The sequence below is a fragment of the Corynebacterium belfantii genome, assembly GCF_041898185.1.
Classification (GTDB): domain Bacteria; phylum Actinomycetota; class Actinomycetes; order Mycobacteriales; family Mycobacteriaceae; genus Corynebacterium; species Corynebacterium belfantii.
In genome coordinates, this window is the sequence record NZ_CP157823.1 from 795,110 (window position 1) to 807,606 (window position 12,497).

The following is a 12,497-nucleotide window of genomic DNA, read 5'->3' on the forward strand; positions in this document are numbered from 1 at the left end:
CGATGAAACTTGGATTTGTATTCCGTGAAGCGTTCCGAGGCCTCGGCCGAAACATCACGATGACTATTGCGTTGATCATTACCACTGCGATTTCGCTCGCGCTGCTGGCAACCGGTTTTTTGGTTACCAACATGACCAAAGAAACGAAAGATATCTACCTTGACCGTGTAGAGGTCATGGTTCAGCTTAACGAGGACATCTCTGCTAACGACAAGGATTGTTCAAGCCAAGCGTGCCGTGACGTGCGAGATAAGCTCGATGTTGCTGATGGTATTGAGACAGTAACCTATCGTTCCCGTCAACAGTCTTATGATCGTTTCGTTGAAGTTTTCAAAGACACCGACCCCCAATTGGTCGCAGAAACTTCACCTGACGCACTGCCTGCGGCACTTCACGTTCGTCTCGAAGACCCCCTAGACACCAAACCCCTTGACCAGGTTCGCGACATGGAACAGGTGGATACCATCGTCGACCAAGTCGATGACCTTCGCGGCGCTACTGACAATCTCGACGCGATTAGAAACTCCACCTTCATTTTCGCTGCAATCCAAGCGATTGCCGCCATCTTCCTGATCGTCAACATGGTCCAGATCGCCGCATTTAATCGTCGTGAAGAAATCTCCATCATGCGCATGGTGGGTGCTTCCCGCTGGTACACCCAAGCCCCCTTTGTGATCGAAGCAATGGTGGCAGCGCTGTTCGGAGCAATCTTGTCTGGCCTTGCGCTTTTCGGAGGAAAAGTGTGGGTGGTTGATAAGACTCTCAAAGGCCTTTATGATTCGCAGCTCATCGCACGAGTAACCAACGCCGATATTTGGGCAGTGGCACCCGTCGTTGCTGTTATTGGCATTATCTTTGCTGCCATTACCGCCCAAGCGACGCTGCGGTGGTACGTGCGAAAGTAACCACTGCATTCTCATACGTGCTGCACATCCCCAAGAAAACCACGTACCTTTACCGTGGAAATTCTTGGGGATGAGGTGTATTTACAGGTACTATCGAGGCCACTATGGCAAAGAAGAAAAAGGCGAAGAATAGCAACCCAGTTATTGCTTCAAACCGCAAGGCGCAGCATGACTACAAGATTTTGGACACCTTTGAGTGCGGAATCGTGCTGCTGGGAACCGAAATCAAGTCGATCCGCGAAGGCAAAGTGTCCCTCACCGATTCCTTTGCCACTATAGACGAAGGCGAAGCCTGGATCCGCAACCTCAACATTCCGATCTATTCCCGTGGATCGTGGACGAACCACTCGCCAATGCGAACCCGAAAACTTCTTCTGCACCGTCGCGAAATTGATTCGCTCATGGGCAAGGTGCGTGACGGAAACAAAACTCTGGTTCCATTGTCTTTGTACTTCAAAGAGGGGCGACTGAAAGTGGAACTCGGACTTGCGCAGGGTAAACAAGACTACGACAAGCGCCAAGACATTAAGCGTCGTACCGAAGAACGAGAAGTAGTTCGCGATCTAGGGCGTCGTGTCAAGGGAATCCACGCTTAGAAACAGGGGTTGAAAAGTTCACTCCAGCCAGCTAACATAGCGGTTCTACAGTTAATCGTTGTACGGCGACCCAACTGTAGAAGCACCAACGGGGCTGATTTTGGTTTCGACTGCGTGCATTAAGCTAGGGGAAGCGTGCCGGTGCAGGCTAGAGACCACCGATTTTAAGCGTCGTAGCAAATATAATAAGCGCAGAGAACACTCAGCGCGACTACGCCCTCGCTGCCTAATTTGCAGCGACCTGCGTGTCTGTCAGCCTAGATTCGTCTCTGGTTTAGTGTCTGGCATCGATTAAGAGACTTGCTGGTTTGTTGTGTCAACGGGGCAAACCGGGACTTTCACCGATGACTGGGCTCATCATCCGGGTGTGTTCGTCCAAGCCGGAGAGCCGAGTAGAGATCCACGCGCGAACTGCGCACGGAGAAGCCCTAGCGAGGTGACGTAGGACCCGGGTTCAATTCCCGGCAGCTCCACCGACTACCCCGCTCGCTGTAATGGTGAGCGGGGTTTTTGCTTTCTACCAGCACTTTTACAAACGCCCATGCAGTATGGATATGCACGTAGGTGGCGGTAGATATACTTAATTTTGGCACGAATTTGGCACGCCACACCACCATGCCAACCCACCAGCACCACCAAAGGACACCCCATGTCAAAATTTGGAAGCCTCCGCAAACTCCCCTCCGGAAAAATCCAAGCCCGCTACAACCACCAAGGCACAACCCATAAAGCCCCCGAGACGTTCAGCACTAGACGCCGCGCTACAGCGTGGCTTGCAGAAGAAGAAAAGCTCATCGAATTCGACGAATGGACACCACCAGCCCAACGGGAACAACAAAAAGCCAAAGCAGCGGAACAGGCAAACATCCACACCCCCACAGTGGGCGAGTGGTTCAACATCTACTACGCATCACTGAGTAGCAGACCGAAGCCTATCAAGCAGTCCACCCTGCAGAACTACCAACGCACTGTCTCCAACCGCATCACCGCACCACTACCGCCGGGCGACGCCAACCTAGACATCACACGACTTGCATACATCCCCATCACAGAGCTGAAGAAAGATGACATCTACCGCTGGTGGGACGCGATCAACGCGGAATACCCAACGATCACGACGAACCAGCGCGCCTATAAGTGTCTTAGCTCAGCTATGAAACACGCCGTTGAACGTGAGCTGATCCCTGCTAATCCTGTTCAGATCAAAACGGCATCGGTGAGGGTGAAGCCGAAAGAAAAGTACCTCCCATCTGACGCTGAGCTGGAAGCGATCATGGAAGCCACGTCACCACGGTATAAGGTGCTAACTTCGCTGACCCTGTTTCATGGGCTACGCATTGGTGAAGCGATCGGTCTAGAGCGTAGGCATGTGAAGGTGCATGGTGCGGTACCGTATGCTCCGCGTGTAGTGGTCACGGTGGAGCAGAACGCACAACGTCTCACCGAGACACTAGAGGACGGCTCCCGGCACACGTATTTGATGTGGCAAACCCCTAAAACGGAATCAGGTTATCGTGACGTCCCGATCATGCGACGCCACACCATGCTGTTCCTTGAGCACTTAGCAGCGTATGAGCCGGTGGAGTGCGAGATCAGATCCACAGACGGCCCCCGCACCATTACCCCGCTGACCGTAACGGCTGCCGGTGCTCCAGTCATGGACACAAGCTTCAGAAGCAGACTCAACACTGCTGAGACACGCGCCGGCGTGACAACGGAAATTGACCCACACTGCGGCAGAAATTGGCTGATCACACGACTGGCAGAACAAGGCGCACACTTAAAAGAGATCGGTGCGCTGTTGGGACAGTCTGATCTGGAGACGATCATGAAGGTATATATGAAGGTTCGCGCCGGGCGTACTGACACGTTGATGGATAAGGTGAATGACAGCCTAGGGTAGGGGGGCTGTGGTGTGTTTATGGGTGATTTTTTACTGGGCTGCCGGGCCGATTAGCGTGCCAGGTTTTGACTTCCTCGGCATCCCAGAGCGGGGTGCGTAGATCGAGGTGTCCGACTGGCTGGGGTGTGCGCCCTTGGGCGGTGTAGGTTGTCCATGTGGAGGGTTTGATGTCGCAGTGCTGTGCGCATTCTTTGACTCTCCAGAGGGTTTTGCCGGTGTCTTGGTCGATGATGGTCGGGGTCATAGCTTAGCCATTTCTTTTTTGTATGTACGGTATATGCTACGGCTTTCCTGTGTGAGGATTGCTGTGAGGGGTAGTGCTATAGCTATTGCTAGTGGGGTGGAGTTGAGCGTGAGAACGTTAAGAAACATGAGCAGTAGTCCGATGTTGGCCAGCTTATGGTTGGTGATTCGTGTCTTCATGGCTGTAATATAAGGGGCGGTGCCCCAGTCGAGATAACCTGTTTTTATTTCGACCGGGGTTGCCTTATTTTCCTTTCTTTTTGTCTAGTTTTTTCATTTGTATCTTGTAGCTAAGGATTAGTTCTAGGGTTCGGTTTGCGGCCGTGTATGTTGCGTATAGCGCTACGAGCCACCATGGTAGGTTGTCCCACATTTTCACCTCCTTTCTTCTTGTATTTAGTATAGCGCTTTAGGCCGCTATGTGTCAAGTGGGGGATTATACCTAAGTTGGTGCTTTTTGGTTAAAGGGGGGTAGTGAATAGCAGTGAATACCCATAGGATCAATATTCGGGATAAAATCACCCGGTGTCTGTCATTACCCCAGATCCCTCACTTGACCCCGCACACCTAGTTCGCGGATGCAGGAGCCGGGAAAGCAATTTCAAAGAAGAATTTCACGTAGGGGTTTTCCAAGCAATTGCGGCAGCGGCAGGCTGCATATACAGTAAACCGGCTATAGATATAGGTATAGACGCCTCTCTTATCCATCAGACAAGCGACGCGCTCGATCGTATGTGTATCAACTTCCAACTCAAATGCACAGAAAAGCCGACTACCTCATCAAATGGGCTCCCTGTCCAACTCTCTATTGAGCGCTATAATGAAATGCGTGCAACTGGGAAAAACATTCCGTTCATTTTAGTAGCGCAGCACATCGTACCTAATGATGATGACTGGGTTGATTGTTCTGGGGAATATAGTGAGTTTCGCGTTAATAACTATTGGGTCAACTTGACTGGATATCCACCCGCAACGTCTAAAAGTAAAGTTTGGGTTCTTGTGCCAACAGATCAAATCTTTGATGATGCTGCACTTATTAAGATGTTTGCCCAAGCAAGGAAAGGGGTGTTAGCAAAATGATACACACCACTCAAGCTTTAGAGCTTGCGCTTGGAGAATTACGATGGAAAAACGTTAAAGGGGCAAACTCCGGGTTGAACCTGTGGGTTCCTACCGAGGGTAGTGAGCTTATACAAGGACTTAAAAACATTGATGAACTAGGTGTTTTTGTTCCGCTTAATGAGGATGCTCCAGATTATGGGCGCAATGTTCAGTACGCCGTAGCGGAGCTTTCAAGAGTTGTTCCAATTAGCCTTGAGAAATTACTTGATGAGGCTCAACTACGTTTAGATCAAAAGCTTGATAAAGTGTTCATTCATTTTGAAGATGATTCAACAGGCGCCGGTGCTGTTAACTTAGCGAAGGGAATCGACCTTTTTTCTGGGTTAAAAACTCTCTTGTCGACTGGCGCTCGTTTTTCACGCGATCAGCGCGCACGATATTCGAGTTCTGGAAATGTCATTGCAAATAATTTTCTAGAAAGTTGCTTACTGGGACAAACCGAGGTCGGTAGTTTTATAGCTTCTGCGTTGATCCCAGCATCGAAAAACATCAAAGCAACTAATAACAAAACTAAAAAAGCGCACATGGAAACCACGGGACGCGAAATCACTAAATCCATGGTTGCAGCATTGCAGGGGACGCGAGAGGTTCTTGATGAATACCTTGAATCGCCAAAAAATGAGGTTTTTGAGTTTGGTATCAGTAACGGCGTTTCCTACGAGATGCTAGAAGGTGTTGAGCAAATTGTTGGCACCAAAGAGTCTGAAATTAGTTTTGAGTTTTTACCGCTGCCTTCAGATGAGGGGGAGCCTTTTCATGTAACACCGATTGTGTTTTCTCCGGAGCATAAACGAGCGGCGAGAAAAGGGAAAGAGGTTCTTTCTAAAGCTCCTCAAGAACTTCATGTAGCTGTTGCTGGTGAAGTCATCGAGCTACGAAGGACACTGGAGGACACAACGTCATCGCGTATCCGTATTCGTGGTGATATTCAGGGAAAGATACGTACTCTTGGGGCAAGTCTAAGTGCGAGTGATTACGAGAAGGCTAGTCGCGCACATATTGATAAAAGGCAGCTGTTTATAAAAGGTACTGTCAAGCAGGGGGTTTTTACTGAGGTTGAGCTGGTCACGGAGACTAACGATCCTGTTGCAGAGGAGAGGTTGAGTTCAGCTGAGGCGTCTTTCACGCTGTTTTAACGAGATAGCCCCTAGAGTCCACCTAGGGGGCTGTGTTTTTATGCCGTGATTTTTTCGTACGTTCTTTGCCACACCTCAACCAAACGCGGGGCGGCTTCTAGTTCATAGGCGATAACGCTTTATACTAAAACCATGCTGCCTGAAAAGCTCTCGATTAAATACGAGGGGCCTGACGTAGACGACTACACCATAGATACAGAAGACCTTGGCACAGCCCTCCTAGCGTTCAGTAAGCTCAGTCGAGAAACCTTTAAAGTTGTCGCCCCAACAGATAATCGCACGCCCAACATGAGGGTTAATGCAACCCGTCCCGGATCGTTCATTATTGATATGAGTATCGCCTTGACGGTCATGGATCACATTAAAGGACTCTTTGACAGCGATCGCATAGGGGAGTACGCGAATTGGGTAACTGTGTCTGGGCTGAGCCTTCCTGCCATAATTGGATACGGCATAAAAGTTGTTCGTCGCCGCGCAAAGGGGGAAGCTATTTCTGTTGATGAATTGGCTCGACAGGTAGGGGATCGTAAAGCAGCGGACAGAATTTTGGGCTTGGCGAATCAACCCCAGTTTGTTGATTCGGTTAAGAAAGTTGTTGACCCTTTGGTTCGCAACCAAGGCGTAATTAACTTTACCTATATCGATTATTCCGGCAGTTCAGTGGTCATTAACCAAAATGAGGCACACGCTATACAGCGGATTGATTCGGATGAGGAGCCTACTGTGTCGGTCGTTGATGTTGTGGCTACCGTGGCTACTCCTCATTTTGATGAGCCGCTAAAACGTAAATGGAGGTTAAAATGTGCGGAGTATGGGACTTTTATGGCAAGCCTGTTAGACACTGATTTTGCTGAGCATGTGACGGCTCATCAGGTTCGGTGTGATGGGGTTCGTTTCAAGGTGAAGCTGCGAGTTGAGGAAGCTAAGGGGCGTAGCCCGAGGTTTGAAATTCTTGCGATGTCCCCAGAAGATAGTAGTGGTGTGCAGACGCTGCTGTAGTTAGTGTATGTCCCAAGGTTGGGTGCGGGACAGTGTGAGCAAAAACCCTACCCAAACGTAGAAAGTTTTTACATTTGGGTAGGGCTTTGTTGTTTCTAGCATTCGTTATGCGGATCTATTTGCTTCCAACGGTCAGGCGCTGTGCCTCGCATTTTAAAACCTGATATAAGACTTTTAGCATCAACAGTGTATCTTACAATTGCTTCAATACTGCTAAGAAGTTCGTTGATATCTTCTTTGTCTGAGTCTAGGAAATCTAGAATAGTTTGACGAACATGTGCTTCTTGTTCAAAAGATAAATTCGCTACATAGCAGGCTTTATCGAAAGCTTTGTGTTTTTCTGGGGCGTGACTTAGTAGTATGCGAAGCCTACTCTGGTTGAGTTCGAGCTGTTCAATACGCTGGACAAGTGTGCTTATGTCTGGTTGGTTCATAGTGCTAGCCAGGCTACTACGTCGGCGATCATTAGGGCATCGGAGTGGCCTATGATAGGTGCAAGAGCTTTATATAGGTCTTCTTTTACCCGATGATGAACTAGATCAGAGAATTCAGCTACTTCGTCGATTTTGTCTGCAATGGTGTTACTGTTGCGAAGTATTTTATCTCTTGCCTGGTCATCGAGAGTACGTCCTGCTCGCTTGATGAAGCTATGGGGTGCGGTGCGTATGAGTTGTGCAATGCCTTTGAGGGCACTTTTAGCTATAAAGCCTTTGAATCCAAATAGTTGTTCGTCTTCTTGAAGATCTGCATCTGGTTGAACGGAATACTCAGTGGTGTTGGGGTGCCTAACTGAAGGTGTGGTGAGGGGTACTGCAGATACTGGGGCTGTAGTGCATGTTAGCCCTAAAATTGTGGACATGATGACTGCTAGTCGTTTCATGAGTTGATCCTTATCCTTTTGATCTGTTCTATGCTGGTGCTGATACTAGGTCAGCGGTATAGGCACAATGTTATTGTGTCGGTGTGTTTTTCGATAGGGCTTTGGGGGATTTTATGTTCAGTGGGGGTAGGGCTTGTTTTATGCTGTGATTCTGTCATGCATATCCCGCCACACCTCAACTAGCCGCACCGTTACGCCTAGCTCATATGCTATTGCGCCTGTGTGGCCTTCGTGTAGCTTTTCGGCGAGGCGGTACTCGGTGGGGGTGATGAGTATTTGGGCGGCGAATTGGTCTGCTCGACGTTCCAGTCGTGGGTCGCCGTAGATGTCATCACCGTGCCATGCGTGCCCGAGCTCGTGGGCTAGGGTGCTTTTTCGTGTCCAAGGGTCTAGTCCTTGGCGTAGAAGGATGAGTCGCCGGTGGTGGAGGTATTGGCCGTTGAGTCCGTCGTCGAGGTGCGGGGTCTCGGCGACGGTTACTCCTAGCACGTCGGCTAGTTTGTCTAGGTCCAACGTGGGTCCTCCTTATGGCGATTCTGGTTCTGTGAGTTCTTCAGTTCTGGGGTGTGCTGCTCCGCGGAGTTGGTTTGCTTCCTCGATGGCGGCGGCGAGTTCATCATCACTGATGACTCTGACACTCGGGGGAGGTACGGGGGTGTTACGACGACGTTCAGTGAGGTCGATGACGCTGCTGTAGTATCTGTCGATCTCCTCTTGGCGTAGTTCAATAAGTTCGTCGATGGGCATGTCGAGTGCGCCGTTTTTGTTCATACGACGCAGGACTTCGTCGGCTAGGTCGTCTTCTGAGACTTCGCGTAGTGCGCGTGTGGGGTCTATTTGGTTAGCCCATTTTTCTTCTAGGTAGCCGGTGTCTACGAGTGCGCCTACGGGGTGTTGGTCGTAGGCAATTGCTATCGCTATGACGTTCTCAGCGGAAATTCGGTTTTTTTCGACCTGCCCGGCCAGAGTGCGCTGAGGTATGCCCGCCTTTATAGCGATGGCTCTCACAGACTCGCTTTCGGTTATGCCGCCTATCCAATCGGTGTGTTCCATGGTGGCAAATTTTACACACGTCGCACGATGTTAGCAATTTTCGCCATAGATCTACCAGCGGAAATGGAAAAGTTTTACTAAAGTTTGCGTAAAGCGCTTACAGTGTGCCATACTTGCTTACGTACCGCAGAAAGTGCTCACCGAGAAGGTGAAGCTTTTTGATAGGACACCAGCAAGAAAGGAGTTGATCTAATGAAATTGGAACTTTTCAATTTCCGTGGCAATGATATCCGCGTAATCGTCGATGGCGGCGAGCCACGGTGGGTGGCACGAGACGTCGCCGTAGCCCTCGGATATAAAGACGCAACGAACGCCATCAAGGCACATTGTCGTGGGGTGGCGAATCACCACCCCATCCAGGATCGACTGGGGCGCACTCAGAAAGTCCGTGTTATTACGGAGCCTGATCTTTACCGTCTCATTGTCGGCAGCGAGCTCGACACCGCGCAGGAATTCGAGCGGTTGGTGTTTGAGGAAATCTTGCCGTCGATCCGCAAACACGGGGCGTACATGACCCCGGAAACAATCGAGAAAACACTCACCAACCCAGACTTCATTATCCAGCTGGCCACCAACCTCAAAGCAGAGCAGGAAAAGAACAAAGCTCTCACCGCGAAAGTAGAAGAAGACAAACCAAAAGTCCTTTTCGCTGACGCGGTATCCACCTCAAAAACAACCATCCTTATTGGAGAGCTAGCAAAGATTCTCCGTGGTAATGGCATCGATATTGGCGGCACGCGACTCTTTGCCTGGATGCGTGCAAACGGCTTCCTCGTCTCCCGTAAAGGTTCGGACTGGAATAGCCCCACCCAGAAGTCAATGGATTTAGGCATCATGCGGCTTAAAGAAACCACAGTCGTCCATTCCGATGGTCACACGTCGGTGAGTAAAACTCCGAAAGTTACCGGCAAGGGTCAGGAATATTTTGTTAGCCGATTCCTTGATGGCCGGTTCACTATCGCAGACGCAGCAGCCTAGGAGGCGAGAAAATTATGCGACTAGACCCAAAAGTAATTGAAGAAGCCATGTTGAAAACTGAATGCTCATCCGCAGACGAGTTCGGATGGAAGTATATCGGCAAGTCCGGAACCACAGTCCGCAATTATCTAAGCGGAAAGTCTATCCCGACTTTGCGAACCGCGATGGTTCTCAAGCGAATTACCGGACGAACGCTTGACGAAATGGTCTTAGAAGATGACCTAATCGCGGCATAAGAAAAGCCCCCTGCTGGAACAAGGGGCAAAAAGAAAATCACTTACTTAGGAGATTATCACAATGAATAACCAACTGGTTACTATCCCTGTGCCGGGGACTTCCAACCCCATCATGGCGGTTCAGAAGGCCGGCACCGAATGGGTAGCCGCCCGCCACATCTGCGATTCGCTTGGCATCGACTGGAAGAGCCAGCACCGCAAGCTGGAATCTAAAGCATGGGCACGCGTGGTCATGATGACCACGCACGACTCCAGTGGGCGTAAGCAGGAAATCAGCATGGTTGACCGTCGGACGCTGACGATGTGGCTTGCCACTATCGACACTAACCGCGTCAATGAAGCGGCCCGCCCGACACTTGAGGCCTACCAGCTCGAAGCAGCTAACGCCCTCGATGCTTATTTCCACAAGGGTGGGGCGATCAACCCACGGGCAACTGAGCACCAGCAGAAAGCGATGATGTTTGAGCTGCGTTCACAAATGGAGCTCGCGCAAGCAGCGAAAGGCCTCATCCATGATGCCTTCCTTGAGGCAAAGGCCCGCATCATCCTCGCCAGGGGAATGGGTGAAACACCTGAGCTGGATCCTACGACGCGTCCGCTGTATGTGCAGCAATTCCTGAAGGAAAAGGGCTTATCAAAAAAGCAGCTTGGGTCTAAGGCCTCGGGTTTTGGTAAGCGGTTGAAGAACCGCTGGACAGCGGTGAACGGCATTGAGCCGAAGAAAGCGCCGATTGAGCTCACGAATGGCCGGATCATTGAAGTTTACGGCTACACCGAGGCAGACCGGCCACTCATGGAGCAGGTCTGGAACCAATACTACGCAGCGTAAGAAATGCCCCTTGCTGGAACAAGAGACAAAAAGAAAACACTTTATAAGGAGAATATATCATGAACCGCAATATTAGCCAGGCTCGTGAGTCTTGGTTTGCCAAGCACCCGTTTGACGCTAATAAGAACGCCATTCTTACTTGCGACGAGGAGGGTATCCCCGCCGGGTTCCTTACTCTCCCAGATATGGGCGAAATGGAAGTCATCGCCATGAAATATGGCTACGAGTTCCTAGCGTCTGTACGTACTGACGAGGACGTTGATGAATGGATAATCAACGTCAACCGAACCGCCAAGTCGCCCGACCTAACAGGAATCATGCTCGCACACGCCTTCCGCGGAATTGCCCCAATCATTGGTCAAATCATCGACAACGTCCCTGGGCTTACTAAAACTATGAAAACTATCGCTTTTCAAGGCTGGGAAATGGGATTCCCAGAATGAACCTCGTAAAAAATCAAAACGGCGAACCAGTAACCACCAGTCTCATAATCGCGGAAGGCACAGGGTCTCAGCATGCGAGCGTTATCCGATTAGTGCGAGACAATATTGAGGACTTCGAGGAATTCGGAAGGGTCGGATTTGAAATCGAACCCTTTGACACAGCTGGAGGTAGGCAAAAACGCTCTATTGCGATCCTCAACAGAGAACACGCGATGCTGTTGATGACGTACATGCGCAACACTCAAATCGTTAGAAACTTTAAGAAGAACCTGATTAAGGCGTTTGTGACGATGGAGCATCAGCTGGAGTGCGCGGAGCAGTCACCCGCCTTCGATCCAGCTAGCCTCACCCGCGCGGAGATTCTTCAGATCGCGCTTAATGCCGAAGAAGAGCGCCTCGCACTCGAAGAGAAAAATAAGGAACTCGAACCCAAAGCTGAAGCATTCGAATCCTTCATTGACACCACAGGCAAATACTCCATAGGTGCGGTCGCAAAAATGCTAGGCAAGGGCCAGAACTGGCTCTTCCGTGAGCTACGCAATCGCGGGGTGCTTATCTCAAAGGGCGCTATGCGGAACGCACCCTACCAGCATTATATGCACCATTTTGAAGTAAAAGCGCATGAATACGAGCGCACGAACGGGGAAATGGGCTGCTCATACACCACCTACGTCCAGCCCTCCGGTATCGATTTCATTCGCAAAAAGCTAGATCTACCCACCATCGACCCACTGCCAGAGGCGGCGTAAAAAGAAGCCCCGCGGTCAACGGGGCAAAAACAAAAACAATCCACCAAGGAGCGCACACGATGAACCCCCAAGAACGAATCAGTGAAATCCTCAACCGCCTCGACGAGCTAGAAATCCTCATCGCAAACACCTTCGCATTCGACCGCGAACAGGCCAAAGCATTCCTATTAGAAGCAAACAACCTCGGCCTAGAACTCGACGACCTCCACGAACAAGAGGCACACGCATGAACGCCCCACCCATAAAACCAGAGTGGCTCACCATCGAACAGGCCTCGCAGTACACGCAGGTAGGGGAACGCACGATACGCGCCCTCGTCGATGAAAAGAAGCTCGAAGCCACGTTCTTCTCACCGAGGAATCTCCGAGTGAAGCGCTCGTCGATTGATGAGTACGCCAAGAAAAACACCGTCAAATAACAAGAAA

General features: G+C 50.3%; 18 protein-coding genes and 1 other RNA gene. 14 read left to right on the forward strand and 5 right to left on the reverse strand.

Annotation, left to right across the window (positions count from 1 at the left end; all coding sequences use genetic code 11):
* Positions 1-2: 2 nt before the first annotated feature.
* The 4 genes from ftsX (at position 3) to xerC (ending at position 3,404) form a co-directional block, all read left to right on the forward strand.
* A complete protein-coding gene (gene ftsX, locus ABMV07_RS04095; RefSeq protein WP_374064898.1) occupies positions 3-905 on the forward strand; it encodes a permease-like cell division protein FtsX in 903 nt (300 codons plus the stop codon).
* A gap of 104 nt (positions 906-1,009) precedes the next feature.
* Entirely contained in the window at positions 1,010-1,501 is a 492-nt protein-coding gene (smpB, locus tag ABMV07_RS04100) for an SsrA-binding protein SmpB (RefSeq protein WP_088267582.1), read from the forward strand.
* A 90-nt stretch (positions 1,502-1,591) separates the two neighbouring features.
* Positions 1,592-1,977, forward strand: a transfer-messenger RNA (tmRNA) gene (gene ssrA / locus ABMV07_RS04105).
* Positions 1,978-2,150: 173 nt separating this feature from the next.
* The gene (gene xerC, locus ABMV07_RS04110; protein WP_374064899.1) at positions 2,151-3,404 is read left to right on the forward strand and encodes a tyrosine recombinase XerC; all 1,254 of its coding nucleotides are present in this window, start codon (positions 2,151-2,153) and stop codon (positions 3,402-3,404) included.
* A gap of 16 nt (positions 3,405-3,420) precedes the next feature.
* On the opposite strand, the gene ABMV07_RS04115 is transcribed toward xerC, so the two are convergent.
* A complete protein-coding gene (locus ABMV07_RS04115; protein WP_082260486.1) occupies positions 3,421-3,648 on the reverse strand; it encodes an AlpA family transcriptional regulator in 228 nt (75 codons plus the stop codon).
* Between the two features lie 524 nt (positions 3,649-4,172).
* On the opposite strand from ABMV07_RS04115, the gene ABMV07_RS04120 reads away from it, so the two are divergent.
* The 3 genes from ABMV07_RS04120 to ABMV07_RS04130 all read left to right on the forward strand — a co-directional run bounded on the left by ABMV07_RS04120 (position 4,173) and on the right by ABMV07_RS04130 (position 6,904).
* Positions 4,173-4,727, forward strand: coding sequence for a DUF4365 domain-containing protein (locus ABMV07_RS04120; RefSeq protein ID WP_082260485.1), 555 nt, complete (start codon positions 4,173-4,175; stop codon positions 4,725-4,727).
* Positions 4,724-5,905 carry a hypothetical protein gene (locus tag ABMV07_RS04125; protein ID WP_082260484.1) on the forward strand — a complete coding sequence of 394 codons (1,182 nt, stop codon included), beginning with the start codon at positions 4,724-4,726 and terminating at the stop codon, positions 5,903-5,905. Before ABMV07_RS04120 ends, ABMV07_RS04125 begins: the two co-directional genes overlap by 4 nt.
* Positions 5,906-6,037: 132 nt before the next feature.
* Entirely contained in the window at positions 6,038-6,904 is an 867-nt protein-coding gene (locus ABMV07_RS04130; protein ID WP_374064900.1) for a hypothetical protein, read from the forward strand.
* 95 nt (positions 6,905-6,999) lie between these two features.
* Here ABMV07_RS04130 and ABMV07_RS04135 read toward each other — a convergent pair whose 3' ends face one another.
* From ABMV07_RS04135 to ABMV07_RS04150, 4 genes are all read right to left on the reverse strand, one after another.
* Positions 7,000-7,338, reverse strand: a complete 339-nt coding sequence (locus ABMV07_RS04135; protein WP_010935465.1) for a hypothetical protein — start codon at positions 7,336-7,338, stop codon at positions 7,000-7,002.
* Entirely contained in the window at positions 7,335-7,784 is a 450-nt protein-coding gene (locus ABMV07_RS04140) for a hypothetical protein (RefSeq protein ID WP_010935464.1), read from the reverse strand. The genes ABMV07_RS04135 and ABMV07_RS04140 overlap by 4 nt, the downstream gene beginning before the upstream one ends.
* 138 nt (positions 7,785-7,922) lie before the next feature.
* Positions 7,923-8,297 (reverse strand): ImmA/IrrE family metallo-endopeptidase, encoded by a 375-nt coding sequence (locus tag ABMV07_RS04145; protein ID WP_374064901.1) that lies wholly within the window; start codon positions 8,295-8,297, stop codon positions 7,923-7,925.
* 12 nt (positions 8,298-8,309) lie between these two features.
* Positions 8,310-8,837 (reverse strand): hypothetical protein, encoded by a 528-nt coding sequence (locus ABMV07_RS04150; RefSeq protein WP_374064902.1) that lies wholly within the window; start codon positions 8,835-8,837, stop codon positions 8,310-8,312.
* Positions 8,838-9,029: 192 nt separating this feature from the next.
* Here ABMV07_RS04150 and ABMV07_RS04155 point away from each other — a divergent pair, with 192 nt between their 5' ends.
* The 7 genes from ABMV07_RS04155 (at position 9,030) to ABMV07_RS04185 (ending at position 12,490) form a co-directional block, all read left to right on the forward strand.
* A complete protein-coding gene (locus ABMV07_RS04155) occupies positions 9,030-9,815 on the forward strand; it encodes a phage antirepressor (protein ID WP_374064903.1) in 786 nt (261 codons plus the stop codon).
* Between the two features lie 14 nt (positions 9,816-9,829).
* The gene (locus ABMV07_RS04160) at positions 9,830-10,051 is read left to right on the forward strand and encodes a hypothetical protein (RefSeq protein WP_071570603.1); all 222 of its coding nucleotides are present in this window, start codon (positions 9,830-9,832) and stop codon (positions 10,049-10,051) included.
* A gap of 61 nt (positions 10,052-10,112) precedes the next feature.
* Positions 10,113-10,880: a phage antirepressor N-terminal domain-containing protein gene (locus ABMV07_RS04165; RefSeq protein WP_374064904.1), complete on the forward strand. Its 768-nt coding sequence runs from the start codon at positions 10,113-10,115 to the stop codon at positions 10,878-10,880.
* A 59-nt stretch (positions 10,881-10,939) separates the two neighbouring features.
* Positions 10,940-11,323 carry a hypothetical protein gene (locus ABMV07_RS04170; RefSeq protein ID WP_374064905.1) on the forward strand — a complete coding sequence of 128 codons (384 nt, stop codon included), beginning with the start codon at positions 10,940-10,942 and terminating at the stop codon, positions 11,321-11,323.
* Positions 11,320-12,072: a phage antirepressor KilAC domain-containing protein gene (locus tag ABMV07_RS04175; RefSeq protein ID WP_374064906.1), complete on the forward strand. Its 753-nt coding sequence runs from the start codon at positions 11,320-11,322 to the stop codon at positions 12,070-12,072. Before ABMV07_RS04170 ends, ABMV07_RS04175 begins: the two co-directional genes overlap by 4 nt.
* Before the next feature lie 59 nt (positions 12,073-12,131).
* Entirely contained in the window at positions 12,132-12,302 is a 171-nt protein-coding gene (locus ABMV07_RS04180; protein WP_374064907.1) for a hypothetical protein, read from the forward strand.
* On the forward strand, positions 12,299-12,490 hold the full coding sequence (locus ABMV07_RS04185; RefSeq protein WP_197691890.1) for a helix-turn-helix domain-containing protein: 192 nt from the start codon (positions 12,299-12,301) through the stop codon (positions 12,488-12,490). The genes ABMV07_RS04180 and ABMV07_RS04185 overlap by 4 nt, the downstream gene beginning before the upstream one ends.
* Positions 12,491-12,497 lie beyond the last annotated feature (7 nt).

What these genes read in the sequence shown, in the direction of transcription:
- ABMV07_RS04185 (WP_197691890.1), top strand. Translation starts at nt 12,299, where the DNA reads ATGAACGCCCCACCCATAAAACCAGAGTGGCTCACCATCGAACAGGCC.
- ABMV07_RS04170 (WP_374064905.1), top strand. Translation starts at nt 10,940, where the DNA reads ATGAACCGCAATATTAGCCAGGCTCGTGAGTCTTGGTTTGCCAAGCAC.
- ABMV07_RS04165 (WP_374064904.1), top strand. Translation starts at nt 10,113, where the DNA reads ATGAATAACCAACTGGTTACTATCCCTGTGCCGGGGACTTCCAACCCC.
- ABMV07_RS04130 (WP_374064900.1), top strand. Translation starts at nt 6,038, where the DNA reads ATGCTGCCTGAAAAGCTCTCGATTAAATACGAGGGGCCTGACGTAGAC.
- ABMV07_RS04180 (WP_374064907.1), top strand. Translation starts at nt 12,132, where the DNA reads ATGAACCCCCAAGAACGAATCAGTGAAATCCTCAACCGCCTCGACGAG.
- ABMV07_RS04135 (WP_010935465.1), bottom strand. Translation starts at nt 7,338, where the DNA reads ATGAACCAACCAGACATAAGCACACTTGTCCAGCGTATTGAACAGCTC.
- ABMV07_RS04140 (WP_010935464.1), bottom strand. Translation starts at nt 7,784, where the DNA reads ATGAAACGACTAGCAGTCATCATGTCCACAATTTTAGGGCTAACATGC.
- ftsX (WP_374064898.1), top strand. Translation starts at nt 3, where the DNA reads ATGAAACTTGGATTTGTATTCCGTGAAGCGTTCCGAGGCCTCGGCCGA.
- smpB (WP_088267582.1), top strand. Translation starts at nt 1,010, where the DNA reads ATGGCAAAGAAGAAAAAGGCGAAGAATAGCAACCCAGTTATTGCTTCA.
- ABMV07_RS04160 (WP_071570603.1), top strand. Translation starts at nt 9,830, where the DNA reads ATGCGACTAGACCCAAAAGTAATTGAAGAAGCCATGTTGAAAACTGAA.
- ABMV07_RS04150 (WP_374064902.1), bottom strand. Translation starts at nt 8,837, where the DNA reads ATGGAACACACCGATTGGATAGGCGGCATAACCGAAAGCGAGTCTGTG.
- ABMV07_RS04155 (WP_374064903.1), top strand. Translation starts at nt 9,030, where the DNA reads ATGAAATTGGAACTTTTCAATTTCCGTGGCAATGATATCCGCGTAATC.
- ABMV07_RS04115 (WP_082260486.1), bottom strand. Translation starts at nt 3,648, where the DNA reads ATGACCCCGACCATCATCGACCAAGACACCGGCAAAACCCTCTGGAGA.
- ABMV07_RS04125 (WP_082260484.1), top strand. Translation starts at nt 4,724, where the DNA reads ATGATACACACCACTCAAGCTTTAGAGCTTGCGCTTGGAGAATTACGA.
- xerC (WP_374064899.1), top strand. Translation starts at nt 2,151, where the DNA reads ATGTCAAAATTTGGAAGCCTCCGCAAACTCCCCTCCGGAAAAATCCAA.
- ABMV07_RS04175 (WP_374064906.1), top strand. Translation starts at nt 11,320, where the DNA reads ATGAACCTCGTAAAAAATCAAAACGGCGAACCAGTAACCACCAGTCTC.